The 24865-nt window shown below is 50.2% G+C and carries 27 protein-coding genes and 1 tRNA gene; 9 read left to right on the forward strand and 19 right to left on the reverse strand.

Features of this window, described 5'->3' with window-relative positions; genetic code table 11:
• Nucleotides 1-66: 66 nt before the first annotated feature.
• Both gap and AWQ24_RS16300 read right to left on the reverse strand, forming a co-directional pair.
• On the reverse strand, nt 67-1110 hold the full coding sequence (gene gap / locus AWQ24_RS13690) for a type I glyceraldehyde-3-phosphate dehydrogenase (protein ID WP_012308291.1): 1044 nt from the start codon (nt 1108-1110) through the stop codon (nt 67-69).
• 104 nt (nt 1111-1214) lie between these two features.
• Nucleotides 1215-1370 carry a hypothetical protein gene (locus AWQ24_RS16300; RefSeq protein ID WP_157096874.1) on the reverse strand — a complete coding sequence of 52 codons (156 nt, stop codon included), beginning with the start codon at nt 1368-1370 and terminating at the stop codon, nt 1215-1217.
• Between the two features lie 254 nt (nt 1371-1624).
• On the opposite strand from AWQ24_RS16300, the gene AWQ24_RS13695 reads away from it, so the two are divergent.
• Nucleotides 1625-2812 carry a hypothetical protein gene (locus AWQ24_RS13695; RefSeq protein WP_065717131.1) on the forward strand — a complete coding sequence of 396 codons (1188 nt, stop codon included), beginning with the start codon at nt 1625-1627 and terminating at the stop codon, nt 2810-2812.
• Between the two features lie 6 nt (nt 2813-2818).
• On the opposite strand, the gene AWQ24_RS13700 is transcribed toward AWQ24_RS13695, so the two are convergent.
• The 3 genes from AWQ24_RS13700 to infC form a co-directional block, all read right to left on the reverse strand.
• Nucleotides 2819-3502, reverse strand: coding sequence for a TIGR04283 family arsenosugar biosynthesis glycosyltransferase (locus AWQ24_RS13700; RefSeq protein WP_232318827.1), 684 nt, complete (start codon nt 3500-3502; stop codon nt 2819-2821).
• Nucleotides 3503-3507: 5 nt separating this feature from the next.
• Nucleotides 3508-5496, reverse strand: a complete 1989-nt coding sequence (locus AWQ24_RS13705) for a serine/threonine phosphatase (RefSeq protein WP_065717132.1) — start codon at nt 5494-5496, stop codon at nt 3508-3510.
• 232 nt (nt 5497-5728) lie between these two features.
• A complete protein-coding gene (gene infC, locus AWQ24_RS13710) occupies nt 5729-6265 on the reverse strand; it encodes a translation initiation factor IF-3 (RefSeq protein WP_012308296.1) in 537 nt (178 codons plus the stop codon).
• A gap of 169 nt (nt 6266-6434) precedes the next feature.
• Between infC and AWQ24_RS13715 the strand changes: the two genes are divergently transcribed.
• The 7 genes from AWQ24_RS13715 (at nt 6435) to mnmA (ending at nt 13470) form a co-directional block, all read left to right on the forward strand.
• The gene (locus AWQ24_RS13715; protein ID WP_232318828.1) at nt 6435-7382 is read left to right on the forward strand and encodes an alpha/beta fold hydrolase; all 948 of its coding nucleotides are present in this window, start codon (nt 6435-6437) and stop codon (nt 7380-7382) included.
• Nucleotides 7383-7436: 54 nt separating this feature from the next.
• The gene (gene ilvN, locus AWQ24_RS13720; protein ID WP_012308298.1) at nt 7437-7955 is read left to right on the forward strand and encodes an acetolactate synthase small subunit; all 519 of its coding nucleotides are present in this window, start codon (nt 7437-7439) and stop codon (nt 7953-7955) included.
• Nucleotides 7956-8141: 186 nt separating this feature from the next.
• Nucleotides 8142-8573 (forward strand): YggT family protein, encoded by a 432-nt coding sequence (locus AWQ24_RS13725; protein WP_012308299.1) that lies wholly within the window; start codon nt 8142-8144, stop codon nt 8571-8573.
• A 146-nt stretch (nt 8574-8719) separates the two neighbouring features.
• Nucleotides 8720-10312, forward strand: coding sequence for a methionine--tRNA ligase (gene metG / locus AWQ24_RS13730; protein WP_065717134.1), 1593 nt, complete (start codon nt 8720-8722; stop codon nt 10310-10312).
• A 167-nt stretch (nt 10313-10479) separates the two neighbouring features.
• A complete protein-coding gene (locus AWQ24_RS13735; protein WP_012308301.1) occupies nt 10480-11094 on the forward strand; it encodes an NYN domain-containing protein in 615 nt (204 codons plus the stop codon).
• A gap of 9 nt (nt 11095-11103) precedes the next feature.
• On the forward strand, nt 11104-12258 hold the full coding sequence (gene lptC / locus AWQ24_RS13740; RefSeq protein WP_223209947.1) for an LPS export ABC transporter periplasmic protein LptC: 1155 nt from the start codon (nt 11104-11106) through the stop codon (nt 12256-12258).
• 150 nt (nt 12259-12408) lie between these two features.
• Nucleotides 12409-13470, forward strand: a complete 1062-nt coding sequence (mnmA, locus tag AWQ24_RS13745; RefSeq protein ID WP_065717135.1) for a tRNA 2-thiouridine(34) synthase MnmA — start codon at nt 12409-12411, stop codon at nt 13468-13470.
• Between the two features lie 12 nt (nt 13471-13482).
• On the opposite strand, the gene AWQ24_RS13750 is transcribed toward mnmA, so the two are convergent.
• The 9 genes from AWQ24_RS13750 to AWQ24_RS13790 all read right to left on the reverse strand — a co-directional run bounded on the left by AWQ24_RS13750 (nt 13483) and on the right by AWQ24_RS13790 (nt 19334).
• Nucleotides 13483-14496: a VOC family protein gene (locus AWQ24_RS13750; RefSeq protein ID WP_065717136.1), complete on the reverse strand. Its 1014-nt coding sequence runs from the start codon at nt 14494-14496 to the stop codon at nt 13483-13485.
• Nucleotides 14497-14567: 71 nt separating this feature from the next.
• Nucleotides 14568-15443 carry a hypothetical protein gene (locus tag AWQ24_RS13755; protein WP_157096875.1) on the reverse strand — a complete coding sequence of 292 codons (876 nt, stop codon included), beginning with the start codon at nt 15441-15443 and terminating at the stop codon, nt 14568-14570.
• 57 nt (nt 15444-15500) lie between these two features.
• Nucleotides 15501-15710: a hypothetical protein gene (locus AWQ24_RS13760; protein WP_062436179.1), complete on the reverse strand. Its 210-nt coding sequence runs from the start codon at nt 15708-15710 to the stop codon at nt 15501-15503.
• A gap of 36 nt (nt 15711-15746) precedes the next feature.
• Nucleotides 15747-16361 (reverse strand): dephospho-CoA kinase, encoded by a 615-nt coding sequence (gene coaE, locus AWQ24_RS13765; RefSeq protein ID WP_065717138.1) that lies wholly within the window; start codon nt 16359-16361, stop codon nt 15747-15749.
• Nucleotides 16348-16647, reverse strand: coding sequence for a hypothetical protein (locus AWQ24_RS13770; RefSeq protein ID WP_065717139.1), 300 nt, complete (start codon nt 16645-16647; stop codon nt 16348-16350). The genes coaE and AWQ24_RS13770 overlap by 14 nt, the downstream gene beginning before the upstream one ends.
• Before the next feature lie 100 nt (nt 16648-16747).
• Complete coding sequence (locus AWQ24_RS13775) at nt 16748-17968, reverse strand: Shedu immune nuclease family protein (RefSeq protein WP_065717140.1); 1221 nt, start codon at nt 17966-17968, stop codon at nt 16748-16750.
• 164 nt (nt 17969-18132) lie between these two features.
• Entirely contained in the window at nt 18133-18324 is a 192-nt protein-coding gene (locus tag AWQ24_RS13780) for a dephospho-CoA kinase (protein ID WP_065717141.1), read from the reverse strand.
• 27 nt (nt 18325-18351) lie between these two features.
• Entirely contained in the window at nt 18352-18588 is a 237-nt protein-coding gene (locus AWQ24_RS13785) for a CDGSH iron-sulfur domain-containing protein (RefSeq protein WP_024545080.1), read from the reverse strand.
• Between the two features lie 44 nt (nt 18589-18632).
• Entirely contained in the window at nt 18633-19334 is a 702-nt protein-coding gene (locus AWQ24_RS13790; RefSeq protein WP_065717142.1) for a pirin family protein, read from the reverse strand.
• A 121-nt stretch (nt 19335-19455) separates the two neighbouring features.
• Between AWQ24_RS13790 and AWQ24_RS13795 the strand changes: the two genes are divergently transcribed.
• A complete protein-coding gene (locus tag AWQ24_RS13795; protein WP_065717143.1) occupies nt 19456-20352 on the forward strand; it encodes a LysR family transcriptional regulator in 897 nt (298 codons plus the stop codon).
• Between the two features lie 59 nt (nt 20353-20411).
• Here AWQ24_RS13795 and AWQ24_RS13800 read toward each other — a convergent pair.
• The 5 genes from AWQ24_RS13800 to AWQ24_RS13820 form a co-directional block, all read right to left on the reverse strand.
• Nucleotides 20412-20493, reverse strand: a tRNA-Leu gene (locus tag AWQ24_RS13800).
• A gap of 127 nt (nt 20494-20620) precedes the next feature.
• A complete protein-coding gene (locus AWQ24_RS13805) occupies nt 20621-21874 on the reverse strand; it encodes an MlaD family protein (protein ID WP_065717144.1) in 1254 nt (417 codons plus the stop codon).
• A gap of 57 nt (nt 21875-21931) precedes the next feature.
• Nucleotides 21932-22726 carry an ABC transporter ATP-binding protein gene (locus AWQ24_RS13810; RefSeq protein ID WP_012308314.1) on the reverse strand — a complete coding sequence of 265 codons (795 nt, stop codon included), beginning with the start codon at nt 22724-22726 and terminating at the stop codon, nt 21932-21934.
• A gap of 51 nt (nt 22727-22777) precedes the next feature.
• Entirely contained in the window at nt 22778-23515 is a 738-nt protein-coding gene (locus tag AWQ24_RS13815) for a DUF3153 domain-containing protein (protein ID WP_065717145.1), read from the reverse strand.
• A 31-nt stretch (nt 23516-23546) separates the two neighbouring features.
• On the reverse strand, nt 23547-24845 hold the full coding sequence (locus AWQ24_RS13820) for a TldD/PmbA family protein (RefSeq protein ID WP_065717146.1): 1299 nt from the start codon (nt 24843-24845) through the stop codon (nt 23547-23549).
• Nucleotides 24846-24865 lie beyond the last annotated feature (20 nt).

The raw sequence follows: 24865 nt of genomic DNA on the forward strand, positions 1-24865 counted from the left end.
ACCTGAAAATCCCCCTGCATCCACAAGGGGATTTTGTGTTTCTAAGAGATCTTAAGCGAGGTTCCCTTAGGCGGCGATCGCCATTTCTGTTTCTTTTTCCTTAGCAGCCATACTCAGGAGCAAATCTAAAACACGATTGGCATAGCCCCATTCATTGTCATACCAGGCCACTACCTTAAAAAAGTGCTCATTCAGCGCCATCCCAGCCCCGGCATCGAAAATGCTGGAATGGGGATCGCTGGTGAAGTCTGTAGAAACCACATCATCCTCGGTGTAGGCCAAAACGCCTTTTAGCTCACCATTGGCCGCCTCACGCATCGCGGCACAAATTTCCCCATAGGAAGTGGGTTTTTCGGTGCGGAAGGTCAGATCAACCACCGAAACATCAGGGGTCGGCACCCGCATTGCCATCCCGGTTAAACGTCCAGCCAACTCCGGTAAGACCAAGGTCACTGCCTTTGCCGCGCCAGTAGATGCCGGAATAATATTTTGACCTGCGCCGCGACCACTCCGATTGTCTTTTTTATTGGCTCCATCCACGGTGGGCTGGGTCGCTGTCATCGCGTGGATCGTCGTCATCAACCCCTCTGCTAGGCCAAAGTTATCGTGGATCACCTTGGCAATGGGGGCGAGACAATTGGTCGTACAACTGGCGTTGGACACAATGCGATCATAGGCCGGGGAATAATCATGGTGATTTACCCCAACCACAAAGGTGGGAATGCGCTGGGGTTCGCTGGTAGGCGCAGAAACAATTACCCGTTTCGCTCCGGCTTCTAGGTGCTTGGAGACGCCGACAAAATCCCGGAAACATCCAGTAGATTCAATCACATAGTCAACGTTCAGTTCTTCCCAGGGCAACATACTGGGGTCTTTGACCATCGTGCAGCGGATAAACTGGCCATTCACATAAATACCATCGGCGGTGGCTTCGATGGTGCCCGGAAAACGACCATGGGTAGAGTCATATCTGAGGAGATAGGCAATCTTTTCCGGGGAAATCAGATCATTGATGCAAACAAAATTGAGATTGGGGTTGTGGAGGGCAGCACGGAAAACGAGGCGGCCAATGCGGCCAAAACCATTGATTGCGAGATTGAGAGAAGCCATATATTTGTGCGTCAGTCCAACTGGATAGAACTGGGTAGGTTGGTTACGGCCCCATTCTAGGCAGTGAATTTGGGTCGGCTGAGACAGCTCAAAGAAGTATAAAGTTACGAAAAATTTTCTTCTTTTACGAAGGGTATGGGCAGATGAACTTTAGTAACGCTAGTGGGAGGATTGCCGTGGCGATCGCCTTTTTTGCTGCGATATGTTTCGGGGATCGCTCCAGAAAAAAGCAATGCCGCCCTGAGATCCGGTGTTGTCATCGCCAGTTCATGACATCCAGAAGTTGCGAAACGTAAAGCCTGCTCGAAAATCTCGACAAAGGGGGCGATCGCTTAAAATTCTGTAAAGCTTCTTCGAGAAATCATGCCTGGCCCCTGAACCAAGGGGTTACACTAGAGGGCAATCTTGCTGGACTACTTACTGAGCTTTGGTGGTGCTAGTCCTTGGTTTTAAAAATTTTTCTATATTAGTATTTCCGCCGTTAAAAAACTATTTTGTCTCCCCCGACGCTAATATGCCAGCCCCCTTGCCCATCACCATTGAGCCCTTTACTTGGTCTAATCTCGACTTGCAGCAGACCTTTCAGCTGATTGATCGCTATTTGCCCCTGAATCTTTGCCGTAATCACGAAATTCTGCCCCTCACCCTCCAAGATCGCTGTCTCACCCTGGGCATTGTCGATCCCCAACGCTCAAGCGTCGCGGCCATCGTCAATAAACTGCTCAGTCGCGGCGGACTGCAACTCAAAGCCCAAAAGCTTGATCTCAAAACCTACCAGCTAATTCTGTCTTCTTACCTGAATTACCATCAAAGCAAGCAAAAATCTCCGCCCCAACCCAAAACGTCCCCAGTCCCTGGCCAAAAAAACGCCACCCCACCAATCTCAGAACGGGCGACTTTAGTCATGGAAAATGGGCCACCACCCATGCCCTCGTCTGTTTCTAATGATGCGGATCAAGACACTGCCGTGTTTTCTGGGGAGACAACGGCCCTGCAGATGCCGGTGAATAATGAACTGTCCGAATTTTTTCGACATGTGCCGGCGGTGGTGATTCCCAAGGGGCCAGTACAACTGCAAGCGTCACCGTCTGCTACGGCGAATGATGCAGGGGAATTGCAAATTTCACCGCAATATCTCAACACTCCCCTCGAAGAACTCAACCATTTATCTGCGTTGCAACTATACCAAGAACTGCTGGGCCGCATTTTAACGGAGGGTATTGGCCGCCTATATTTTGAAAACCACGCCCGGGCCGGCCGCATTTTTCTCAGTGAAAGTGGTTTGATGAAAGGGTCATTGTCCGGTATTCCCCAGGAAACATTCCACGGCATCCTCGATGAATTTAAGCGCCTCGCTCACCTGCCCCCAGGGCCCATCGACCGACCGAAAAAAGTGGAAATGGAACAATACTATCAGGGTGAGCGAATTTTACTGCGGCTGCGGGTCATGCCGGGACAGTACGGTGAAGAGGGCACCTTGCAAGTCTTACGGGGTCAAGCACTGGCGTTTTATCAACAGCAGCAGATGGATGAACTTGGACAAGAGGCCATTGAAGCGGCCCAACGTCTAGAGCGGAAATTGCGCCATATTTATCTGCGGAGCCAAATTAATCCGGCTCCCCTTAATGCTTTGGATGAACTGTATGGTTTTTGCGATCGCCTCCGAGAACAGCTTGATAATCTGAACAAGCCCCACCAATAACGATCTTCAATTACGGATTTGTTGACGATACCAGTGACGGAGAATCTCTGGATCAATGCCGAGATGATAACCGAGGAGCATTTTTTGATTAATCCAGGTGGTGCGCCACAGACCCAGTCGCTGCCATCTGCGAGCCGAAGTTTGTACAGGTTGGCTTGTCAGGCGAATCTTGCCCCGTTTTCTCAGCCGTTGCATTAGCTCATAGTCTTCCATAATGGGAATTTCGGCATACCCCCCCAGGGCTTCAAAATCCTGACGCCGCAAAAAAATGGCCTGGTCACCGTAGGGCAAAGCCAAAAGTTGCGATCGCCATTGCACTAACTTTTCTAAAGCACGAAATCGCCACCGAGAATCAGCAATTCCTAAAGGAAAGGCTCCAGCCACCACCTGGGGATCTGCCAAGATCGCTGTCACAAGGGTTGGAAAGTCTTGGGGTAAGTGGGTGTCGCTATGGAGAAACAGAAAAATGTCTCCCTGGGCGATCGCCGCCCCTCGATTCATTTGTTGGCCGCGCCCTCCAGTGGTTTGACAAAGGGTCACCGGAAACTGACGCACTAGATCACAAGTCGAATCCTGGCTGCCCCCATCCACAACAATAATTTCTAAAGGATTGGGAACTTGGAGCAAAGATTTTAAACAAGGGACGATTCCGGCTGCCTCATTTAAAACAGGCATAATCACTGAAATCATGATTTCTAAAAACTTGAGGCCCCAATATTAGGACGCACCCGCAACCGCACAAGCACCGCCGTAATGTTGTCATGACCATTGCGTTCATTAGCCAGGGCAATTAAGCGATGCACCCCTTCATCTAAATTGGCCCGGGCACTCAGGAGGGGGAGGAGCATTTCTTCCCAGGTCGTTTCAATTAAGTCATTGTCTGATAAGCCATCGGAACAGAGCAAAAACAGACTATCTTCGTTCACCTGGAAAAAATTAATATCCGGCTCCACAAAACTATTTTCCCGGGGGCCAATGGCCTGGGTCAGTTGGTAGGCATCGGGCCTCCCATAGGCAATCTCTGGGGTGACACCCCGATGTAATTCCCGCTGACCCACCTCATGGTCAACGGTGAGTTGTTCGAGATTTCCTTTGCGGCTCACACGATAGATGCGACTGTCTCCCACATGGGCGATCGCCACCTGATTGTCTTGAACCAACATCAAAACTAAGGTAGTGCCCATGCGCCCGCTCCCAGAACGGGAATTTTTCAGGTTGATATTGTAAACCGCCTCATTGGTCTCCCAAATGGCCTGGCGCATCACGGCCTCATCCGGTAACTTGTCCTGCCAATGCTCTTGGAAAAAAGCCTGAATCGTTTCCACAGAAAGGGCACTGGCCACTTCCCCCGCCGCATGGCCGCCCATACCATCACAGACCACATAAAAGCCACGCCCTTGAATTTGTCTCCCCAGGAGATTTTCCTGCTTTTCGATGCGGGTACGCATACCAAAATAGTCCTCGTTGTGATCCCGCTCTTGACCAATATCCGTGCAGCCCGCATCGTCTAAACTCACCAAATTCATCGGTAAGACCACCGTTGAGGCTTCCTCTTCGTCTGGGAAATCCAAAGGTTCAAAGTCCCCCGAGGCGATGCTCCCTCCAGAATGTTCAATCTGGGGTGAGTCCTCTGTTTCTGATTCAGGATTGGCCGTTGCTGTTTCTCCGTCCGGGGTTTCTGCGAGATCTTCTGGGCCTAAATCAGCCGACAACAACACATCATCCAGGGTGGTTAAATCCTCTGGCTGTAATTCGATGGCTTCTAACTCTCCCTCCACTTCCCCATAAAAATCATCGGTATTTTCTGGGGCGAGGGCACGGAGGGCTTTTTTTAGGCGGGAGACGGTATCCAAACCACCAATTTGAGCCGTTTCAGTCAGCTTATAGAGGGGTTGCCACGCTGGTTGGGTAGATAGGTGAAACAAATCTTGCCATAGTTGAGGCAGTCGCTGCAGTGCCGGGAGATGGTCTGGATCGTCCTGGAGGAGTTGTCGTACCACGAGGCTTTGGTCTTCGTCGAGGTATAAATTTGTTGGTTCAAGGATAGTTTGGCAACATTGGAGGGGCACCAATTCTCGCCATAGCTGCACCATCTGAAAACACCATTGCAGCAGTTGTTCGTAGAGGGGGCTTTGTGCTTGGCAGTAGGTTTTTAAGGGCGTGAGGGGCTGTGGGTGTTGCTCAAACAGCAGCACTTGATATTCTGACTGACGCCAAGCTTCCAGGAGTTTTGGCACCGCAGAAAAATCATCTTGCAGGCTGAGATACTGACGGGCGATCGCCGGAATTTCTTTATCTTGCCAGAGGTCGGGATCAGCGAGCTGGGCGGGATCGGTTATTTCTAACTCTTGGAGGGCAGTTTCTAGAATTGTTGGGGTTTCTGGGGCTGTATCGATCACCGTGAGCCAAGGAAATGTTTCGGCCCGTACCGTTGGGCGATCGCCCAGACGATAACGACCAGCTTCATCAAGGGTTTCTCGTGCTTGGCAAGATGCCGCTTCAGCGTCCAGGATCAAGGCTGTGAGAGGCCGACTGACCCACCCTTGGCAAGATTCACATTGCTCTTGCTGTAACCGTACGGGCGTTTCACAGTGGGGACAGGGCCTCGTCAGAGAGCTTCCACAATACTGACAGAAACGATTTTCTGGTGGGTTTTCTTGGGTACATTGGGGACAAACAACCATGGTCACAGGGGCCTTCTGGATGGGGGGGACCCGCGAAGCTTAACCTAAGCTTGTGGGGGAGAAACCTAAATTTGCAAACAGTCTGGGTGTTTTAGGAACTTTTGAGCAGCGACGGGCCATGGTTGGCTTTAACGTTATAGAAACAACATTGGGGAGTAGCCTTTGCCCGCAAGCACAACTGACTCCCCAGCGATAAATAGCTACATTTTCATGTTGGCCGCCTCAATCGCGCCTAGGTGGATTTTTTCGGGGCGAGAATCATCATCATGTTACGCCCTTCTCGTTTGGGCCGCTGTTGAATTTCACCGACTTCTTCGAGGTCTTTGGCCATGCGATCTAGCAGTTTTTGGGCGAGGTTGGAGTGTTGGATCTCCCGGCCCCGGAAGGTGATCGTTGCTTTGACTTTGTCGCCTGATTTGAGGAAGCGCTGGGCACTGTTTACCCGGACTTGGTAGTCATGTTCCTCAATTTTGTAACGCATTTTGACCTCTTTGAGATCCGCATTGTGCTGTTTCTTTTTGGCTTCTCGGGCGCGTTTTTCCTGCTCGAATTTGTACTTCCCGTAGTCCATAATCCGGCATACTGGCGGCTTGGCGGTTTCGCTGACGAGGACAAGATCGAGGTCTTCTTCTTCGGCGATCGCCAGGGCCTCGGCGGGGGTCATGATGCCAAGTTGTTCCCCGTCTCCACTGATGACTCTGATATTTGGAAAACGAATTCTTTCGTTAATTTTCGGGAGGTCACGTTTTACGCGTCTTTTATCTTTCACAGGCTATGCGTTGAATGTTGTTACGATTTGGTAGGTAGGTTTATTACAGTCAATAAAAAATTGAGAACTATGCCCATTTTACTCATTGGCGGACTTTTCGTTACGTCCTGGGGCAGATTTTAGGGACAATTTGTGATGATTTTTCAAGCGAGGATGCTCAATTTAAGTTATGGCGATCGCCCAACACCCTAGGGGAATAAATGCTGCAATGGTGCTTCAACCTTGGTCACAACGGATCGGGTCACAGCGGTGCTGGATTTGGCGGGGCTGGCAGATTCGTTACAGTTTTTGGCGCACGGTTCCAGAAAACAGAGGGCGATCGCCGCTTGTCCTCCTCCATGGATTTGGGGCGGCCCTGGAGCATTGGCGTCATTTAATGCCCTTGCTCGCCCAGGATCGCGATGTGTATGCCCTGGATTTATTAGGGTTTGGGGGTTCGCGGAAAGGCAGTGCAGAGTTTGGCGTCCCCCTCTGGACAGCGCAACTGAGCGACTTTTTAAACCTTGTGGTGCAACGTCCGGTAATTTTGTTGGGCAATTCCCTTGGTTCTTTGGTCTGTGCCAACCTGGGCCAAGATCCGAAAAATCGGGTCGAGGCGATCGCCCTGATGAGTGTGCCGGATGTTGCCCAACGCCAAGCGATGCTCCCCAAACCTCTGCGCCCGATTGTCAATGGTTTGGAGCGCAGTGCCATGCAACCCTGGCTCCTGAAACTCATCTTTCGGGTGGCGCGTCGTCCCTTTGTCCTGAAAAATTGGCTGAAATTAGCCTATCCTTCCTGGCCAGACATTGATGCCGAACTGTTAGCAATTGTGCAGGCCCCGACCCTGGATCAAGATGCTGCTCAAGCATTTGTTGCCCTGAGTCGCCGCGTCGGTCAGCCAGGCTTTGCGCCGCCCATGGCCACGGTTTTTGCGAAAATGCCTTGCCCAATGTTGCTGCTCTGGGGCGAACAGGATCGCTTTGTCCCCGTGGCGATCGCCCCCCAACTTGCCGCCGTTAATCCCCGGATCACCCTCAAGATTTTGCCCGGCCTTGGCCACTGCCCCCACGACGAAGCCCCGGCCCTCATCTATGAATTATTTTCCCAATGGCTAGAAGGTGCCAGCGAGCTATAGTAATATATCCCCTTGGTTTTAGTACGTAGCGCCGCCCCAATTCCCCAGACCATGATGAAACACACCCTCTCAGTTCTTGTTGAAGACGAAGCCGGAGTCCTCACCCGCATTGCCGGACTCTTTGCCCGTCGTGGTTTTAACATCGAAAGCCTCGCCGTTGGCCCCGCCGAAAAAGAGGGTATTTCCCGGATTACCATGGTTGTTCCCTGCGACGAAAAAGAAATTGAACAGGTTTCTGCCCAACTCGACAAGCTCATCCACGTGCGGGAAGTGGACGATGTCACCGCCAAACCCTGTGTGGAACGGGAACTGATGTTGGTCAAGGTCAATGCCGATGCGAGCCAACGCTCTGAAGTGATGCAATTGGTCCAGGTTTTCCGGGCGCGGATCGTCGATATTTCTGACAGAACCGTGACGGTGCAGGTGGTGGGTGACCCCGGCAAAATGGTCGCTATCCTTCAAATGCTCGAAAAATTCGGCATCATTGAAGTGGCGCGGACTGGAAAATTAGCCCTCGTCCGGGAATCTGGCGTAAACACAGAATATCTAAAATCTGCGGGTAGAAAGGCCTAATTTCCCCTATGAATTTTGGGGACAGACAGTGCATTGCATTATTGATGAAACTGTCCTAAATCTTCTGAATTCCACAAAATTTTTCTTGATTTTCCTGGGACTGACTTGATGTTTCTTAACATCTAAGCCCGCCTTTGTGTGGCTAAGATCATGGGGTGACACATTTTGATCAGGGATAGTCTAGCTATGAATCAGTACCCCAACCCAAATCCTCAGCCTGAGGATGATGGCTCTGTGAATGAAGTCGCGAAACTGCGCCAAGAACAGCAAAAAGTGGATGCGATTCGGAAGAGGGTTTTGTTTAGGCGCATCGAAAATAGCATTTACATTCTCGTGGGTTTACTGGAAGTGCTGTTAGTCTTGCGGTTTTTCCTGCGGCTATCCGGCGCCAACCCAGAAAATACCTTTGCAAAATTTATCTATGCTCTTTCGGGGCCTTTTGTCTCGCCTTTTTCAACGCTGTTTATCAGCCCGGTAGAACGCACCGATGCAACCCTGGGCACGAATATTTTTGATGTCAATCTTCTCATTGCGATTGTGATCTACGCGCTGTTGGGCTTCCTTGCCAGTTGGATTGTTCGTTACATCTATCGACAAGTTGCCCCGACAGATTTCTAGGGAGCGGTGAGCCTGAAAAAATTTTCATTGGGAGCCGGGCGAGAACCTTGTAAAATAGGGCGAATGTGCCTGCTGTCTTGCCCTTGGTTTGACACAGTAGCGACAAAAAGTTTGTATTGAATCTATTCCTAGGCGATCGCCCCTGTATGACTTCTCCCGTTCGTTTTGCCCTGACAACTCCCCTCTATTACGTCAATGACGTGCCCCACATTGGCAGTGCCTACACAACGATGGTGGCCGATGCGATCGCCCGTTTCCATCGCCTCAAGGGGGATGATGTGCTCTTTATCACAGGCACCGACGAACATGGCCAAAAAATCCAGCGCACCGCCCAGGAAAAAGGCGTTGATCCCCAGGTACACTGCGACGAAATCATCGGCAGCTTCAAGGATCTTTGGCAGCACTACAACATCCAATACGACCGCTTCAGCCGCACCACCGCCCCTAACCACGCGAAAATTGTCGCCGAATTTTTCCAGCGGGTCTGGGACAACGGTGATATTTACCTCGCCCAACAGCAAGGTTGGTATTGCGTTGCCTGCGAAGAATTTAAAGAAGAAAAAGACCTGATCGAAGACCACCACTGCGCGATCCACACCAACAAACAGGCCGAGTGGCGGGACGAAGAAAACTACTTTTTCCGTCTGTCTAAATATCAGGCGCAACTCGAAGCTCTCTACCAGGAAAATCCCGACTTCATTCAGCCCGCCAGCCGTCGCAACGAAGTGATCAACTTTGTGAAACAGGGATTGCAGGATTTTTCAATTTCCCGCGTCAATCTCGACTGGGGTTTCCCGGTGCCCACCGACGAGAACCACACGATCTATGTTTGGTTTGATGCGCTGTTGGGTTATGTCACGGCCCTGTTAGAAGACGGGGAGGAAGTCAGCCTCGAAAATGCCCTGAAAAAATGGTGGCCGATCAACCTCCATTTAATTGGTAAAGATATTCTGCGCTTCCATGCGGTCTACTGGCCGGCAATGCTCATGTCGGCAAACCTGCCCCTGCCCGATAAAGTATTTGGCCACGGCTTTCTCACCAAAAATGGCCTCAAGATGGGTAAAAGCCTCGGCAATACCATCGACCCCATCGCCCTGGTCAATCAATATGGTGCCGATGCCCTGCGCTACTACTTCCTCAAAGAAGTAGAACTGGGGAAAGATGGTGATTTTAACGAAACTCGCTTCGTGAATGTGGTCAATGCTGACCTGGCCAATGACCTGGGGAATTTGTTGAACCGCACCCTAGGCATGCTGAAAAAATACTGCAAAAGCGAAATTCCGTCCCTAGATCTGGCTGCCATTCCCGCCGATCACCCCCTCAAAGCCCTGGGAGAAACCCTTGGCGATCGCACCTGTGCCGCCTACGACAATCTCAACTTTACCGCCGCCTGTCATCAGGTATTAGCACTCATCCAAGCCAGTAACAAATACATCGATGACCGCGCCCCCTGGGCCTTATTTAAAGCGGGAGAACAAGCCCAAGTCGAAGAAATTCTCTTGACGATCCTAGAATCCGTACGTCTGGCGGCCTATTTACTCTCCCCGGTGATCCCCAATCTCAGCAATCAAATTTATCGTCAATTAGGTTTCCCTGGGGACTTCAATCGCCCTGAAGACCTTGTCAATCTGGCTCCCTTTGCCAGCCATAGCCGCTGGGGTCTGCCTTGGTCTGAACGAACCCTAACGAAAGCCCAGCCTATCTTTGCCCGCCTTGAAGTCCCTGAAGCCTCTGCTTAAGCGCAGCCCCAAAACCGAGGGAATGATAAAAGTTTTGACGAAGTTCCAGCTTTCTCAGTAAGCTTAGTTATTGGGTTTCCCTTTTTTACAATGGGGCATCTATTTTTTTATAAAAACTGTTTCATAAATATTTTCGTTTTAATAAAATCTCAAGAGGCATAATCACAATGCTGGATCACTTTGGTAGCGATCCGGTTTTCTCGCCTGAACAGGTACTTGAAAATCGAGGTCGTGTTGCGATCTTTATCGATGGTTCTAATCTATTCTATGCAGCGCTGCAATTAGGCATCGAAATCGACTACAGCAAACTTCTTTATCGTTTAACGGGCGGGTCACGGCTACTGCGGTCTTTTTTCTACACAGGGGTTGACCGGGCGAACGAAAAACAGCAAGGCTTTTTGTTGTGGATGCGCCGCAATGGTTATCGGGTCATTGCCAAGGATTTGGTGCAACTGCCGGATGGTTCGAAAAAAGCCAATTTGGACGTGGAAATTGCGGTGGATATGATGGCCCTCGTGGGCTCCTATGATACGGCGGTGCTCGTCAGTGGTGACGGGGATCTGGCCTATGCGGTGGATGCGGTCAGCTATCGGGGAGCACGGGTTGAGGTGGTTAGCCTGCGATCGATGACTAGCGATAGTTTGATTAATGTGGCAGACCGTTACATTGACCTAGAGCAAATCCAGACGGATATCCAAAAGCTCCATCGGGGCCAGTTTTCGGAACCGAGGCTGATGGAAGATCGTGGTGGTGGCACAATTGAGTTACCCAGTCATGAGTAAGTAAAGGTGATGGTGCGTTTGTGTCGATGGAAATGGGGGCGATCGCCAAAAATCTTCGCCTTAGCACTACTCTTGATGGGGAATCTTGGGGGAATAACGGCCTGTCGCAATAGCCCGCCAGCGACGGAAACAGAACCCCAAAGCCAAAATTCTGAAAATCGCCTCATCGTCGAAGATGCCCTCCTCGAACAATCCGATGCCGAGGGAAATATTCTCTGGAAAATCCAGGCCGAAGAAGCCATCTATAGCCAAGACCGCAAAGCCGCCACTCTCACCAAGCTCGTGGGGAACCTCTACCAAGATGGGGAAGTGATCCTCAGTCTCCAAGCGAACAAGGGCCAGGTGATTAACGATGGCGATCGCATTATCCTCGAATCAGGGGTTTTGGTCACGGATAATCGTCAGGGGGCCGTCTTTGAAACCGAGAAAGCCGAGTGGGAACCCGCCAATTTCATCCTCCAGATCACCACGGGTCTCCAAGCCAAATATCCCAACGGCACACTCAGCGCCAAACAGGGCAAATATTTTATCGATCGCCAGGATTTAGAACTCGCCGATACCGTCGAAGTGGTCATTGTGGAGCCCCCCTTGCAACTCCAGGGCAGCAAGCTCAATTGGCTCGTAGCTGAAGATAAAATCACCGCCGCCGAGGGCCTCACTGTCCAGCGTTACACCGCAGAAACGATCACCGATCGCCTCCGGGCAGATCAAGGTGAAGCCCAACTCAAAGCCCAGAAAATTATTGTCAGTGGCAATGTTTTGTTAAATAGCCTTGACCCAGAGATTCAGTTTGCCAGCGGAGCCGCCACCTGGGATATCCAAGCGGGTATCATTACAGGTCAAGATTCTGTACAACTCACCCAAACCGCCGAACGAGTCCAATTTCGGGGCAACCAAGGACGCTACAATCTCAAGACCCAACAGGCACAACTGAGCGGCGCGGTCAGGGGAACGGGCGAAGATCCGCCCACTTCTCTCAAGGCCAACCAAGTGGATTGGAATCTCACCGCCGAGGAAGTGGTGGCCGTGGGCAATGTGGTTTATGAACAGACCAACCCCCGGGTCAAACTCAATGGCGATCGCGCCGTGGGCAAATTTAGACAAAATCAATTGGTTGTGACAGGGTCAGCCCAAAAACAAGTCACCACAGAAGTCATCCCCTAAGTGATCAGCAAGTTCAGCACATCCTTAGGAGTGACACAGCGCAGCAGCGAGGGGATACCAGTACAATGGTAAATCGCTAGGCACATCAGGCAGTGCATTTATCTAGTTGTAGGCAATTCACCAAAAAGGATATTGAGATTAGACAAGGCCATGGGTAAAGTTGCAGTTGGGTTATCAGGGGGCGTAGACAGTTCCGTCACCGCAGGGATTCTCCATCGCCAGGGCTATACCGTCGAAGGGGTCACCCTCTGGCTGATGAAAGGCAAAGGTCAATGTTGCTCGGAGGGGATGGTCGATGCGGCAGATATTTGTGAGCAATTAGGCATTCCCCACCACATCGTGGATAGCCGCGATTTGTTCCAGAAATACATTGTTGACTATGTTGTGTCTGGCTATAAAGCGGGAGTGACACCTTTACCCTGCTCCCAGTGCAATCGGATGGTGAAATTTGGGCCAATGTTGCAATGGGCCAAGGCAGAGCTGGGCATTGATCAGATTGCGACGGGCCACTATGCCAGAATTCGTTACAACGACCAAACGGGACGCTATGAACTGTTGCGGGCGGTGGATCGCCATAAGGATCAATCCTATTTTCTCTATGATCTCACCCAGGAAATGCTGGCGGGGACGCTGTTTCCTTTGGGGGAAATGACCAAGGGCGAAACCCGGCAAATTGCGGCGGAAATGCAGCTTTCGACGGCGAAAAAACCAGAAAGCCAAGACCTCTGCCTCATTGAAGCCCATGGTTCGATGAAAACTTTTTTAGACAAATACATTGAACAGCGGGAAGGAGAAATCGTCGATCTCGACGGGAAAGTGCTGGGGCACCATACAGGCATCCATCATTACACCATCGGCCAACGAAAGGGCTTGGGCATTGCCGCCCCGGAACCCCTCTATGTGGTGAAGCTAGATAATGTGATGAATCGGGTGGTAGTAAGTACCCGCGATCGCGCTGGTCGGTCTGAATGTACGGTGCAGCGCATGAATTGGTTGGCGCTCCCAGGCATTACAAGCCCCATCCGCGCGGAAGTACAGGTGCGTTATCGCAGTGGTGCGGTGCCTGTGACGGTGATTCCATTGGAGGGCGATCGCCTCAAACTGGTTTTTGAGGAACCCCAATTTGGGATCACCCCTGGCCAAGCGGCGGTGCTCTATGACGGCGATCGGGTGCTGGGGGGCGGCATTATCGAGCATCCCGAAGCGGCTTAGTTTTATTGGCATTTATGGGCGAGGGGAAACCAGCCGTTGTCGTTGGGCCTGTTCAATGGCTTCAAATAACGCTTGAAAATTCCCTTCGCCAAACCCTTGAGCCTGTTGTTTGCGTTCAATAAATTCCCAAAAAAATGTCGGCTCTTTAAAAATGGGCTGGGTAAAAATTTGCAAAAGCATTTCCTTGGGCGATCGCACCACATCCACAAGAATCTTTTCCTGCTGAATTTGGGGCCAATGGGGTAATGTTTCTAGGTGGGGATAACGATCACAAAGATTTTTGTAATAGGTGTCAGGGACATCAAGAAATGCCACATTTGCTTGGCGAAAATGATGGATTTGATCCGGTAAGTTTTTGTATTTTAAGGCGATATGTTGAATCCCAGCCCCACGATTAAACTCAATGAATTCTTGGATCTGGGATCGCTGTGCCGTTTCAAGATTTTCACAACAGTCTCCCGGTTGATTAATGGGTAGTTGAATTCCGCTGGGATGGGAAAGAACCTGGGAAGCGAGGCCGGAATAATTGGTTTTGATCGTAAAGGTTTGCTGACGGTTAAACCCCAATTTAGCTTCGTACCACTGGACTGTTTCCTGGAGTTTGCCCACGGGGACATTGAGCACTAAATGATCGATTTTGGTATTGGTTTTTGGGATTGGATTTCGATAAATAAGGGTATGTTGAAATCCCACATTATTGCGTATTACAGTAACGAAGTGATCAGTATTTTTTGATTGAAAAAAAGCTTTTTGATCAATATAAAAGGCAACATCCGCAACACCACAGGGATGATGGGTTAAATACTGGGCGACGGGATCGGCAGGGGCTTGGGGCGCCGAGAGCATCAGAGTCAACCCTGGGCGACTGAGTTGGACGGTGTTTTGAGGTAAAAACGAAAATGTTGCTTGGGGAGCGGTGATGTTGAGTTGAAATTTTGTTTGAAACCAGGTCTGCCAATGCTCCAGATCGTCTACGTAGAAATGGACATAGGCGATCGCCAAATTTGGGGGGCTCTGGTTTGCCATGTGTCGGGAAAGATAAACAACAGCTCCTATTCAACTTAGCGTACTTTCTCAGGATTGACCGATGGCTTAGGTTATTGCTGGGAGCGTTCGAGAAAGTCTTGGTTGAGCTGGGCTGCTTTTTTGCCACAGAGGTAACTGGCGATCGCCAAGGGCAGCCAAATCACTGTCAACAGCCGACCAAAGCGTTCCCCAGTGCGGCGAATGTCTGCCTCGGTGCCGAGGGCAATTTTTAACCGGCCTCCCAGGGGATCAACCAATTGTTGATCGCGCAGGGCGGCCACCACCGTAACTGTTTGGCCGTGGGGCAGGACGCGACGATCTAAATCTGTTGCAATATAATCAAGCTTGCCCCAATCTGCAGTAGTGAGGGGAAAGGTTTGATCAGCGTAGGTAATGGCCTTGGGTTTGCTGAAGCGGGCCGATTCTCCGGTGCGTTCGATCTTGGGGCGTTGCTTAGGCTCTGGTTGTGCTGCCGGGAGGGGAAATTGCTCCAGGGCGATCGCCAAGGGAATGCGGGTCTCCCCATCACTCAAAAAAACCTGCTCAACGGCGGCTTCCCAAGTAAACAGCACCTTTTGGATCGTGTCTTCGGCAGTGCTGGGGCCATTGCGGGCGACCAGTTCAATTTTGCCCTGAATGATCTGTAGGGCGGGATCATCGGGCAGCGTTAGGGGATTGTCCGCCACAAGGTAGCCTTCGAGCTTAATGAGATCGCGATTCGTCGTTGCTTCACTGGCGGCCTGTACCGAAAGCGACTCCACCTGGGCGAGTTCTTGAGACGTTTTGAGGGCTTGTCCCGTTAGCCCCATCACCAAAGAGATCACCGCTAAAGTACCACTGGCGATCGCCCCCAGCACGAGGAATTCAAATTTGGCATATTCATTTTCACTGACATTGCGCGGCGCGTCCTTCCACCAACTCCAGCGCATCCGTCGTTTTGGGCTCATGGCTTTTCGGGGCGGGTTACAACGAAAAATTCAGGGCGATCGCCTTTAAAATACATCTTAAAAACTAAGCTTCAAGGCATTGACGGGCACATCATCCCAAGAATCAACGGTGCGGATCTTTGCTTCCCAGCCGATGGTGGTTTGATCCGTGGCGAGTTTTTGTTTCCATTGCTCATGGCAATCCTTGGCGGCTTTTTCATTTTGACAAGCGATACAAGCTTGAAGAATGCCCGTCGGATCAATTTGTTCATTTACCCAAATGGTCATCGCAGCTACCTTAAAATGATGATTTCACCGCTCATTCTAGCAACCTCTTTTGAGGGCTCGATCAACTTGGTGATGGAGTGTTGCAAGATCCAAAGAATTATCAAGCACCACATCAGCCCGCTGGATTTTTTCGGCAAGGGGCATCTGGCTGGCGATCCGCGCTTGGGCCTGGGCAATGCTCAACTGGTTACGCTGCTGGAGCCTCGCCAACTGCTGCTCAAGGGTACAGGTAACCACCCAAATTTCCGTAACAAAATCCGTTAACTGCGCCTCAAACAGCAGTGGGATCGCGCAAATAACCGTCGCTTGTGTCTCCTGAATGGTTGCTAAGGCTTCACGGAATCGCTGGCGCACATAGGGATGGATTCGGGCTTCGAGCCACAGTTTTTCGTCGGGATCGTTAAAAACAATGTCCCCTAAAGCTTGGCGATTGAGGGAACCATCGGCGTTTTGAATTCCCGCCCCGTAGCGGGTAAAAATTTGCGTCAATATTGCCGAGGGCGGGGTGATCGCCTCACGGGCATAAATATCTGCATCAAGAATGGGGAGCTGGTAACGTTGGGCCAGGTAAGTCGTTACCGTACTTTTTCCCGTCGCGATGCCCCCCGTCAGACCAATGATTCTTGGTTTTGTCACTTTATGGTGCGACATGACGTTTCACCAACAGTGGAATCCCGCAGTCATGCCAAAATTCAGGGCTTATTCTGCCGCTAGACATACCGCCATGCATAAATCTTTCGACGGTGAAATGTTCTCTATGATTGATGGAGTGACTTGTCGCTACTTCGTATTCCTTCTCGATGATGCTTTTAAGTTGTTCGGGTGCGTCTGGCATATCAACGTTATCTAGTCTTTCCTTCAACTCACGCCAAAGATATGGATCACCTCGGAATCCCCATTGCTTGGGTTCGTCTGCGAATATTTCAGATATTTTCATTTTTTGTCAGCACCATAACGGCTCAAATCAGTGGCGGCAGATAACCTTAAAGTAAAACAAACAATTTTTGGCTGTCCGCTGCCGCGGAGTGTTAGCTTGCTTAAGCACTGAGGCCATCTTGCAGTAGATTCACAAGAAATTCTACTCTGCCGAATAATTCATCATAAGTAATGATCTGAATGTCACTTAATCCTGACCTAAATAGTTCAAAGCTCTTTCTCTTTCGCTGTTCATCCAATTCATTTTCAATACTACCAATAACAATAATACTTTTGGGATTGAAAACATCGAAGTCTGCTCCTTCCTGACTGATCAGTGCATTAAAGTTTTCTAGTAACGCTTTTTTGTAGTTAGCAATCTGAACTACGGAGCCAGACAGGTCAACTGAAATATTGTAAATATCCCCTCTATATTGAGATCCTAAGAGCCTTGTGTTTGGAGTTTTTATCTCTATTAGGGCAGCATTTTTAGTTAAATTACTGGCATATAGAAAGTCAATAATGTTACCACCTCGATTGTTTATACTTTTTCCGCCTATATATGCCTTGTCCTCAAGAAGGATGACGGGAAATGAAAATAGCTGGGCAAAAATAAAAGAATTCTGTGCAAAGGTTCTCTGCCAAAATTCTTCATTATCGTTTTCCTTATTTTCCTGCCAAATTGACAGTGCATTTTTAAGATTACCTAAGCCAATCGCAGTATTTAATTTCCGTAAGTCATCTAGCTCAAGGTTTTCGAGGACGTTGACAAAATCTTCTGGTTTTGCTGTACCAGCGATCCAGTCAACCAGTCTAGAGACTATATCGATTCCTGCTTTTTGGCTTACTTCCAAAAAATTCTGAAGAATGTTTTCAGGCATCAATGAATGGGTTTCTTCGTTGACCAGTACCTCAATTAATCTAGATACGGGATCTACGCCCAATCTTTCCGTCAGTTCAAGAAACTTCTGAAGAATTTCCTCTGGGGTCTCTGTGGAGATTGAAGAATTTTGCGTCTCTTTCAATTCTGCTATATGCTCCTGAACTCTAGTTGATACAGATGAGAAAGGCGTCACTCTAGGCATTGTCGCGAAATTGTTTCTGATTTTTTTGAGAGTTGATACTGACATTCCAAAAGCTTTCGCAGACTCTTTATAGCTGGGATACTCACTTAGCACAGCATTTAGTTCATCAACTGCTCGCTCACGTCCAACGACATTAGCCCATCTCTCTAATGCCTTTACTCTATTAGGCGCTCCAAATTGGACTCCACCGGGATAGGCTGCCCATGCAGCTTGCAATGCATCTATGAATGTCCATTCTGGATCGACAATTATGCTCATTGGTATCGTCTAAATTAAAGACTGATTCATTCCAAATTTACCAGAATATTACCGCAGACTTTGGCGACAGCATGGTGGTCAAGAGGCAAATACTGTAGTCACAGATGCTTGAAGACCATTTAACTTAAGTCGCAGTTGCTTACCAATGATCGCCGCTGCTTTTTCTAGCAATTCATCCAAGAAAAAACCCGATACGCTGATTGTTTTTCATTTTGGTGATTTTTGGCGATCGCCTTACGGACATGAACATCAGCATCAAAAATGGGGAGCTGATAGCGTTGGGTCAAGTAAGTCGTTACTGTACTTTTTCCTGTCGCAATGCCCCCCGTGAGACCGATAATCCGTTGGGTCGTCATTAGGCGATCGCCTTTGTGCTGTGCAAACTACAGTTTACTGTGGGAACCGTCGCAGAAGGGCGGATTCTGGCTGTGCTTACAGAGGCAGAGGGCTACCTTTTGGGGCTCCTCCAGGGTGAATTTCTGGGGACGAAAATCGCTGCCTTTATGACTACCATCACAAAAAGGTTGGCCTGCAGATTTGCCACAGGTACACCAGAAATAATCTCCGGCCTCCAAGTCCATTACCATCGGTTTTTTTGCAGCAATAGTGGGTTCAGTCATGGGTGTTTTCCTCAAAAGAATGTGGGTGAATTTGTTAATAAGCCCTAGGGCAAATCAAACAGTAAAAATTCCGTTTCCGCAGCTTGACCCGCAAAAGTGAGTGCTGTTTCCTCGCTAATGGCGGCTCCATCCCCGGCCCCGAGGGTCATTCCATTTAAGGTTAGCTCTCCTCTGGTAATTTGCACCCAAGCGTTTCTACCCGTTTTGAGGGTATGGGTCACAGTATCTTCGGGCGTCAAAATCGAAGCATAGATCGCCGCGTTTTGATGGATTTTTACCGAGCCAGCCTCACCATCAGGGGAAGCGACAAGGCGCAGTTTTCCTTGTTTTTCCTCTGGGGCGAAAAAGATTTGTTCATAGCTCGGCTCGACCCCCTGCTGATCTGGGGTAATCCAAATCTGCAACAGGTGTACAGGCTGATCATTAGAAGGATTAAACTCACTGTGCAAAATGCCAGTGCCCGCGCTCATGCGTTGCACATCCCCAGGACGAATAATCGAACCATTGCCAATGTTGTCTTTGTGGGCCAATTCCCCTTCGAGGACATAGGTGACGATTTCCATATCGCGGTGGCCATGGGTAGCGAATCCTTTGCCTGGGGCGATGTAATCTTCATTGATCACCCGCAAGTTAGAAAAATTCATGTGGGCCGGATCGTAATACTGGGAAAACGAAAAACTAAAGTAGCTCTCTAGCCAATCTAGTTTGCCACGACCCCTTTCAGCAGAGGGACGGAGTTGAATCATAAAAACCTCCGAGGCGTTTTTTAGCGGGTTTAGGTGATTGCTTCTATTGTAGATTGCCGCCAAATAAAAGACAATAAGCTATTTTATATACAGAATGTATCCCAAAAAGAAACAATAGGCCATGGATAAGTTAGCCAGTTTGTATGCCTTTACCCAGGTGGTGGAAGCGGGAGGATTTGCGGCGGCGGCACGGCAGATGAATGTTGGGCGATCGGCGGTGAATAAGCTGGTGATTGCCCTCGAAAATCATCTCCAAGTTCAACTCCTCCACCGCAGTACCCGCAAGGTGACACCGACCCCCACGGGCCTCGCCTTCTATGAAAAATGCGTCCAGATTTTGGCGGATCTAGAGGAGGCAGAGCTATCAGCTTCGCAACTACACGGGGAACCCAAAGGACTGTTACGGGTAAATGCGCCGATGACCTTTGGCCGGATGCAGGTGGCCCCCCTCGTGGCAAAATTTATGGCCCAATATCCCCAGGTGCAAATCCAACTCACCCTAGAGGATCGGTTTGTGGAGGCGATCGCCGAAGGCTATGACCTCGTGATTCGGATCGCTGAACCCGTCGAATCTGCCAGTCTCATTAGTCATCCCCTCTGTGAAACAAGACTAAGCCTCTGTGCGGCCCCCAGCTACCTAGAACGCCATGGTATTCCCCAAAGTCCTGAGGATTTAGTTCATCACAACTGTCTGCGCTACGGCCCCACGGGCAATACCTGGCATTTGGTCGGCCCCCAGGGGGAAGTTTCTGTTAACGTGTCCGGCTCTTTTTGTGCGAACAACGGTGAAGCATTGGCGATCGCCGCCGCGGCGGGCCTAGGCATTGCCCAGTTACCCCAATTTATCCTCGATGCAGCCCCCTGGACAGCACAACTCACGGTGGTCTTGCCTGAATACAATCACCGCACCCTCAGTACCTACGTCCTCTATCCGATCAATCGCCATCTTTCCACCAAGGTAAAACTCCTGTGCGAATTTCTCCAGCAACACCTTGCTGCTGCTGATCCTTCAGGCTAACTTTAAACACAAAAAAACCTCCCCCTGAGGTTTGGGAAGGCTTTCTGTTTTTTATGGTATGCGGATGGCGAGACTCGAACTCGCAAGGATCGCTCCACACGCCCCTCAAGCGTGCGTGTCTACCAATTCCACCACATCCGCTCGTTTTGACTTGAACGAATATAGCATACTCATTTGGCGATCGCCAAGAGTTTTCGAGAAAAAAATTATCCAATCTCTGAAAATGGTTCTTGTCTTTGCCGAAAGTCTCCAGCCGATTTCTGTCTGGTTAATTTCTAGACTGACCTTGGTCTGGGTTTTGGGACTTGGAGCGTAACGAGATTTGTCGTTGCTGGTTATAAATGGGGCGCTGTTGCTCGATGCGATTAGCCACCTGAATCTGTTGTTGCAGTTGATCCGTCGAGGAAACCAACTGACTGAGGCCATTCACCAAATCAATCAGATTTTTCCGAAACTGCGGATCTCCGGTTAGCTCATCCAGGTCTGAGGTGATTTTTTGAGTATTTTCAAAGGTGACCCGGGCTGCATCAAGGGTTTTTTGCAACATCAACACATTGGTTGGATCGTTCAGGGCCGTTGAGACATCCTTGAGATTTTCCGAAGCCGTTGCCGCGTTGGCCGTTAGCACCGTGAGATTATCCAAAATTTCCTCGGTATTCGCTGCACTGAGATTTTGATTGACCGTATCGAGGGTCGTATCAAAGGAAGCCAAAGTGCGCTGCATTTGATCACTGGTGCGCCCAATGCTATTGAGGGTACCCACCAGAGCCTGGCGATTTTCGACCACAAGGCTATTAAAATTCCCTGTTAGCGTATTCACCTGTTCAAGGGTGCGGTTGAGTTGATTGGAACTGGTCACTGCCGCATCACTAATGGCTTGGGCATTCTCGGCAAAATTATCCACTTCCCCCCGCACTTCCTTAGAAAGCAGCGCTAATTCTTCGGTAAGGATCGCCACCTGGGCCGCCGCATCACTGGAATTGTCCGCCAAGGTACGCACAATTTCAAAGAACTCTGGATCACCATACAGTTCACTAAATTTGGTGGTATTGCGGAGCACCTGCTCGAAGCTCACCCCGATCACCCCCTCTAGGGTTGTACCATCACAGAGAATTGCTCCTTTTTCCGGGCAGTCCGCTGCGAAGGGGCTCTGGGCCATTTCTGCTTGGGTTAATTCTGTTTGGGGAATAATTTCGAGGGAGGTTTCTCCGATAAGTCCCCCTTGGTTGGCCTCGACCACGACCTCTCGCGGCATGATCAGATCGGGGGTTTGGATTTGAATTTGGATCTCAACGCCATTGCTAGAAGGTTGTACGTCAATGATGCGCCCCACCTCCAGGCCCCGGTAGCGGACGATCGCCCCCTCTTGCATCGCATTGGCATTGTCAAAGCGGACATTAATCGAATAAGTGCGTTTCCCCAGGGTTGCCCCTGTCAGCCAGATGAGCACGACGCCGAGCAGGGAGAGTCCAGCGAAAATAAATAAACCGAGGGAGCCTTCTTTGAGGGTACGCGATCGCATTGGATTCGTCAGTAGGGGGGATAAATTTACGTTTTATTGTATGGGGGAGGATGAATTTTAGCCGATAACTTTAATGGGGCCTTCCACCGCCGCGTCAAAAAACTGGCGCACGAGGGGATTATCGGTCTGGTCAATTTCTGCCACTGTCCCCGTCCATTGGATCTTACCGCCATAGAGAAAAATAACCCGATCAGCGGTGCGACGAATCGTGCTGTCCTGGTGGCTGACCATCACGTAGGTGCCACAAACCCCTTGCATTTGCTGGAGATGGCGCACGAGATCTTCAATTACCGTTGAGGCAATGGGATCAAGGCCAGCGGTGGGTTCATCGTACAAAATAATTTCGGGATTGTCCTTGGGATTATCGGGGTTGGCCATGATTGCCCGGGCAAAGCTAACCCGTTTGCGCATCCCCCCAGAGAGTTGGGATGGGTAGCGATCGCCGACCCCTGACAACCCCACCATATCCAACCGTTCTTCTACCAATTCGCGAATGGTTCTCGCAGACAGGTTTGAATGTTGATAGAGCAAAAAACCGACATTTTCCGCCACGGTGAGGGAGTCGAAGAGGGCCGCCTGCTGGAAGACCATGCTGATCCCAATGGGATCGTTACCATCCTCGATCAGTCCCCGGCGCTTGATGCCATTGATATAAATGTCCCCTGCATCTGCTGCCAGTAGTCCCGCAATAATTCGCAGGATGGTGGATTTCCCCGTACCGGAGGGGCCAATAATCACGAGGGCTTCTCCCCGATAAATGCTCAGATCAACATCATCGAGAATGACATTTGACCCGAAGGCCTTGGAAATTCCCCGCAATTCAATCAAGGGTTCGGCTTGGGTGGCAACCATAGGACGCAAAAGATAAGGGCAATTGATTTAACAATAGCGATAGATCAGCAACTACACTGGCAAACGGCGATATTTTAGGTAATAACCCAGGAATAACAACGCCACTAGACCCCCGGAGCCAAGACCTACCCAACTGGGCACCCAAAAGGCCACTTCCAGATGATTGAGCTGCCCCGGTTGTAATGTCCAAATTAGGCGATCGCCTTCCTTGCGGGTGACGGGCGCAGTCGTCGTGTTGCGATTAATCACCCGTGCCCCCAAAGGCGTTTTTAGGCTGACGTCTAAATCCAGGAGGGAACCGGGACTGAGGATCAAACTGCCCCGCTGGGACAAAACGCCCAAGGCCCGCAAATCTACGTCCAAAGTGGCTCGGTTACGTTCAAACAAAAGCCAGTTTTTTTGTTCAAGGGCGATCGCCGATTTGAGTTGTACCAAATCTAAATCTGTCGCCTGGAGATTTTGTCCTTCCGGGTTAAAAAAGTCATTGAACTTTTCTACTAAATCAGCCCCATTATGGAAGGGAATTCGTACATCCAACTCCTGGGTCGAGAGCCGCTGGGCAGAACCATGGAGCCCCCTGGCGCGTTTTTCCACACTTTTGAGCCAGTGCTTTGCTTCTTGCTGATTAAAGTTCGTAAACTCATCCCCCAACTGGAGATGCTGGTGAATTTCGCCATGGTGCTGGTGGTCGAAGGCGATCTCCACATCATAGTCCACACAACCCGCCAGGCAGAGGACACACACACAACAGAGACTCAGCAATCGGATCACAGATTTCACAGGCATCATCGCTCACAATGCAGGGGCAAGTATGGCAATTTTAAACCGCCCTGGACGCAACCCCCAACTTGCCGAACAGAATCGCTGGCATATAAGCACTACCACCAACCCATTCGCAGGTGTCACTAAAATCAACTAAATCTGCAAAGGCTTCAAAGATGCTGCCCGCCACCATGGTATTTTTCAGGCGACCAACAATTTCGCCGTTTTCGACTTTGTAACCGAGGTCGAGGTTCACGGAAAATTCCCCAGCTAGCTGATTAGACTGACCCGCTCCTAACACTTGATCAACGATCACCCCTTCCTTCATGCCCTTGATCAGCTCCGTTAACGGGGTTTTCCCGGCCCCCATGCAAAAGTTCACCATGTCGGGACTGGGACGAGAAAGACCGCCCCGGAAACCATTCCCCTGGGCCTCGGCGTTGCCGCGAGCGGCCCACTGGCGATCCCAATAGAATTGCTGGACAATACCGTTCTGGATAAAGGTTTTTTTCTGGGTGGGGGTGCCTTCGTCGTCAAAGGGACAGGCGGAAACACCGATGGTCGGATCTTCGTAAATGCTTAGGCGATCGCCAAAGAGTTGTTCGCCAATTTTTCCCGCTAGGGGTGAGGCTTTTTGCACCACCACTTGACCGGAGAGAATCGTATCAAACAGGCCGCCGATGGCGCTGAGGGCCGCCCTGGGGGTAAACAGCACAGGATATTGGCCGCTGGTGATTTGGGCTGCTTTTTCGGCATTGGTATATTTTTCGATGAGGGTAGCGAGGATCTTGTCGTAATCGGGTTCTCCATCCTTGGCGACATCGTAACCGTAGGCATTAAGAAAATCTTCCCCCTGGACAAGATTTCCGCCCAGGCTGGCACTAACAATTTTGCTGTTGCGTTCGCCATAGACACCGCTGGTAGTGGCCAGTTTGGTCTGACCAGAGCGGATATGGAACCCCGCACTGACGAGAATATCGTCGTTGTAAGCCCGTACTTTTTCGATGAGGGTTTCGCCAATTTTTACCAGTTTTGCGGTTTCTGGCAGCACATAATCACTTTCAGGCACAACCCCTTGAAAATCCTTGGCAAACTCAAAATCCACGGGATCACCGATTTCTGCCGTGGCGATCGCCGCATCGACGACATCTTCGAGGCGCGTTAAATCTGTGGCACTGGCAAAGCCCAATTTCCCATCGACGACCACCCGCAGGGCAACCCCCTGGCTCGCTTTGGTTTCGAGGGACTTGAGGCGATTATTCTCAAAATCGATGGGAGTATCACGGCTACTGCGGTAGTACACCTCCGCTTCGATACCCTTTTGTTTGGCGAGATCCAGGATTTGCTCAACTACCATAAAACTTTCTAAACACAATT

It is taken from the genome of Picosynechococcus sp. PCC 8807 (genome assembly GCF_001693295.1).
In the GTDB taxonomy this organism is placed as follows: domain Bacteria; phylum Cyanobacteriota; class Cyanobacteriia; order Cyanobacteriales; family MRBY01; genus MRBY01.

What these genes read in the sequence shown, in the direction of transcription:
- gap (WP_012308291.1), bottom strand. Translation starts at nt 1,110, where the DNA reads ATGGCTTCTCTCAATCTCGCAATCAATGGTTTTGGCCGCATTGGCCGC.
- AWQ24_RS16300 (WP_157096874.1), bottom strand. Translation starts at nt 1,370, where the DNA reads ATGACAACACCGGATCTCAGGGCGGCATTGCTTTTTTCTGGAGCGATC.
- AWQ24_RS13695 (WP_065717131.1), top strand. Translation starts at nt 1,625, where the DNA reads ATGCCAGCCCCCTTGCCCATCACCATTGAGCCCTTTACTTGGTCTAAT.
- AWQ24_RS13700 (WP_232318827.1), bottom strand. Translation starts at nt 3,502, where the DNA reads ATGATTTCAGTGATTATGCCTGTTTTAAATGAGGCAGCCGGAATCGTC.
- AWQ24_RS13705 (WP_065717132.1), bottom strand. Translation starts at nt 5,496, where the DNA reads ATGGTTGTTTGTCCCCAATGTACCCAAGAAAACCCACCAGAAAATCGT.
- AWQ24_RS13715 (WP_232318828.1), top strand. Translation starts at nt 6,435, where the DNA reads ATGGCGATCGCCCAACACCCTAGGGGAATAAATGCTGCAATGGTGCTT.
- ilvN (WP_012308298.1), top strand. Translation starts at nt 7,437, where the DNA reads ATGAAACACACCCTCTCAGTTCTTGTTGAAGACGAAGCCGGAGTCCTC.
- AWQ24_RS13725 (WP_012308299.1), top strand. Translation starts at nt 8,142, where the DNA reads ATGAATCAGTACCCCAACCCAAATCCTCAGCCTGAGGATGATGGCTCT.
- metG (WP_065717134.1), top strand. Translation starts at nt 8,720, where the DNA reads ATGACTTCTCCCGTTCGTTTTGCCCTGACAACTCCCCTCTATTACGTC.
- AWQ24_RS13735 (WP_012308301.1), top strand. Translation starts at nt 10,480, where the DNA reads ATGCTGGATCACTTTGGTAGCGATCCGGTTTTCTCGCCTGAACAGGTA.
- lptC (WP_223209947.1), top strand. Translation starts at nt 11,104, where the DNA reads ATGGTGCGTTTGTGTCGATGGAAATGGGGGCGATCGCCAAAAATCTTC.
- mnmA (WP_065717135.1), top strand. Translation starts at nt 12,409, where the DNA reads ATGGGTAAAGTTGCAGTTGGGTTATCAGGGGGCGTAGACAGTTCCGTC.
- AWQ24_RS13750 (WP_065717136.1), bottom strand. Translation starts at nt 14,496, where the DNA reads ATGGCAAACCAGAGCCCCCCAAATTTGGCGATCGCCTATGTCCATTTC.
- AWQ24_RS13755 (WP_157096875.1), bottom strand. Translation starts at nt 15,443, where the DNA reads ATGAGCCCAAAACGACGGATGCGCTGGAGTTGGTGGAAGGACGCGCCG.
- AWQ24_RS13760 (WP_062436179.1), bottom strand. Translation starts at nt 15,710, where the DNA reads ATGACCATTTGGGTAAATGAACAAATTGATCCGACGGGCATTCTTCAA.
- coaE (WP_065717138.1), bottom strand. Translation starts at nt 16,361, where the DNA reads ATGTCGCACCATAAAGTGACAAAACCAAGAATCATTGGTCTGACGGGG.
- AWQ24_RS13770 (WP_065717139.1), bottom strand. Translation starts at nt 16,647, where the DNA reads ATGAAAATATCTGAAATATTCGCAGACGAACCCAAGCAATGGGGATTC.
- AWQ24_RS13775 (WP_065717140.1), bottom strand. Translation starts at nt 17,968, where the DNA reads ATGAGCATAATTGTCGATCCAGAATGGACATTCATAGATGCATTGCAA.
- AWQ24_RS13780 (WP_065717141.1), bottom strand. Translation starts at nt 18,324, where the DNA reads ATGACGACCCAACGGATTATCGGTCTCACGGGGGGCATTGCGACAGGA.
- AWQ24_RS13785 (WP_024545080.1), bottom strand. Translation starts at nt 18,588, where the DNA reads ATGACTGAACCCACTATTGCTGCAAAAAAACCGATGGTAATGGACTTG.
- AWQ24_RS13790 (WP_065717142.1), bottom strand. Translation starts at nt 19,334, where the DNA reads ATGATTCAACTCCGTCCCTCTGCTGAAAGGGGTCGTGGCAAACTAGAT.
- AWQ24_RS13795 (WP_065717143.1), top strand. Translation starts at nt 19,456, where the DNA reads ATGGATAAGTTAGCCAGTTTGTATGCCTTTACCCAGGTGGTGGAAGCG.
- AWQ24_RS13805 (WP_065717144.1), bottom strand. Translation starts at nt 21,874, where the DNA reads ATGCGATCGCGTACCCTCAAAGAAGGCTCCCTCGGTTTATTTATTTTC.
- AWQ24_RS13810 (WP_012308314.1), bottom strand. Translation starts at nt 22,726, where the DNA reads ATGGTTGCCACCCAAGCCGAACCCTTGATTGAATTGCGGGGAATTTCC.
- AWQ24_RS13815 (WP_065717145.1), bottom strand. Translation starts at nt 23,515, where the DNA reads ATGATGCCTGTGAAATCTGTGATCCGATTGCTGAGTCTCTGTTGTGTG.
- AWQ24_RS13820 (WP_065717146.1), bottom strand. Translation starts at nt 24,845, where the DNA reads ATGGTAGTTGAGCAAATCCTGGATCTCGCCAAACAAAAGGGTATCGAA.